The sequence below is a fragment of the Luteimonas sp. BLCC-B24 genome, assembly GCF_028550595.1.
GTDB lineage: Bacteria > Pseudomonadota > Gammaproteobacteria > Xanthomonadales > Xanthomonadaceae > Luteimonas.
On the sequence record NZ_JAQQGN010000018.1, the window covers coordinates 1 to 1,228 of the forward strand.

1 protein-coding gene is annotated in these 1,228 nt (G+C 65.1%); it reads left to right on the forward strand.

Annotation, left to right across the window (positions count from 1 at the left end; all coding sequences use genetic code 11):
• Positions 1–66 precede the first annotated feature (66 nt).
• Positions 67–1,199, forward strand: a protein-coding gene (locus tag PQS31_RS17010; RefSeq protein WP_149500783.1) for an IS3 family transposase whose coding sequence is annotated in 2 segments (ribosomal slippage) — positions 67–322 and positions 322–1,199 — 1,134 coding nt in all. Because the reading frame shifts where the segments join, the coding sequence is not laid out codon by codon here.
• The last annotated feature ends 29 nt before the right edge of the window (positions 1,200–1,228 follow it).

Sequence of the window (1,228 nt, forward strand, 5' to 3'; positions counted from 1 at the left end):
TGACCTGCCCCCACTGAGCCGTACCACTCGAAGCTAGGTAGAGTCCGTCACCGAGAGAGGACGGACATGCGCAAGAGTCGCTTCACCACGGAACAGATCATCGGCTTTATCAAGCAGGCCGAAGCCGGCATGGCGGTATCGGAGCTTGGTCGGCAGCACGGCTTCAGCCCGGCCAGCTTCTACGCCTGGCGCGCCAAGTACGGCGGCATGGAAGCGGAGGACGCCAAGCGCCTGAAGGAGCTCGAGTCCGAGAACGCACGGCTCAAGCGATTGCTGGCTGAGGCGCATCTGGACATTGAAGCGTTGAAGGTGGGCTTCGGGGTAAAACGCTAGCCCCGCAACGCAAGCGCGAGGCGGTCCGTCGCATGCTCGATGCCACGGCAGTGAGCGAACGACGGGCCTGCCGCCTTGCGGGGCTGTCCCGCGATGCCTTCCGCCACCCGCCCGAACAGGCGCCTGCGACGCAGGCGCTGTCGGCGCGGATCATCGAGCTGGCGCAGGTCCGCCGCAGGTTCGGCTATCGCCGCCTGCACGACCTGCTGCGTCCGGAGTACCCGGCTGTGAACCACAAGAAGATCTATCGCCTGTATCGCGAGGCGAACTTGGCCGTGCGTCGCCGCAAGAAGGTCCGCAGGCCGCCCAGCGAGCGCCAGCCGCTGTCGTCGGCAACGGCGCCCAATGCGGTGTGGAGCATGGACTTCGTCAGCGACGCGCTGGCCAACGGGCGCCGCCTGAAGTGCCTGACGGTCGCCGACGACTTTACCCACGAATGCGTCGACATCACGGTCGACCATGGCATCAGCGGCGCGTACGTCGTGCGCGTGCTGGATCAGGCTGCGCGGTTCCGCGGTTATCCACGAGCGGTACGTACGGATAACGGTCCGGAGTTCACCAGTCGGGCCTTCATTGCCTGGACGCAGCAGCACGCGATCCAGCACCTGCTGATCGAGCCAGGCCGGCCCATGCAGAACGGCTACATCGAAAGCTTCAACGGCAAGTTCCGCGACGAGTGCTTGAACGAGCACTGGTTCACTTCGCTTGCCCAGGCTCGAGACGTCATTACCGAGTGGCGGCGGGACTACAACGAGGTCAGGCCGCACAGCAGCTGCGGACGCATTCCACCCGCCCAGTTCGCTGCCAACCACCGCACCCAAACCCACCAACCCAAAGTACCCTTCAACCCCGGGCTCTCCCAGTAACTCGTGGTACGGCTACTGGGGGCAGGTCA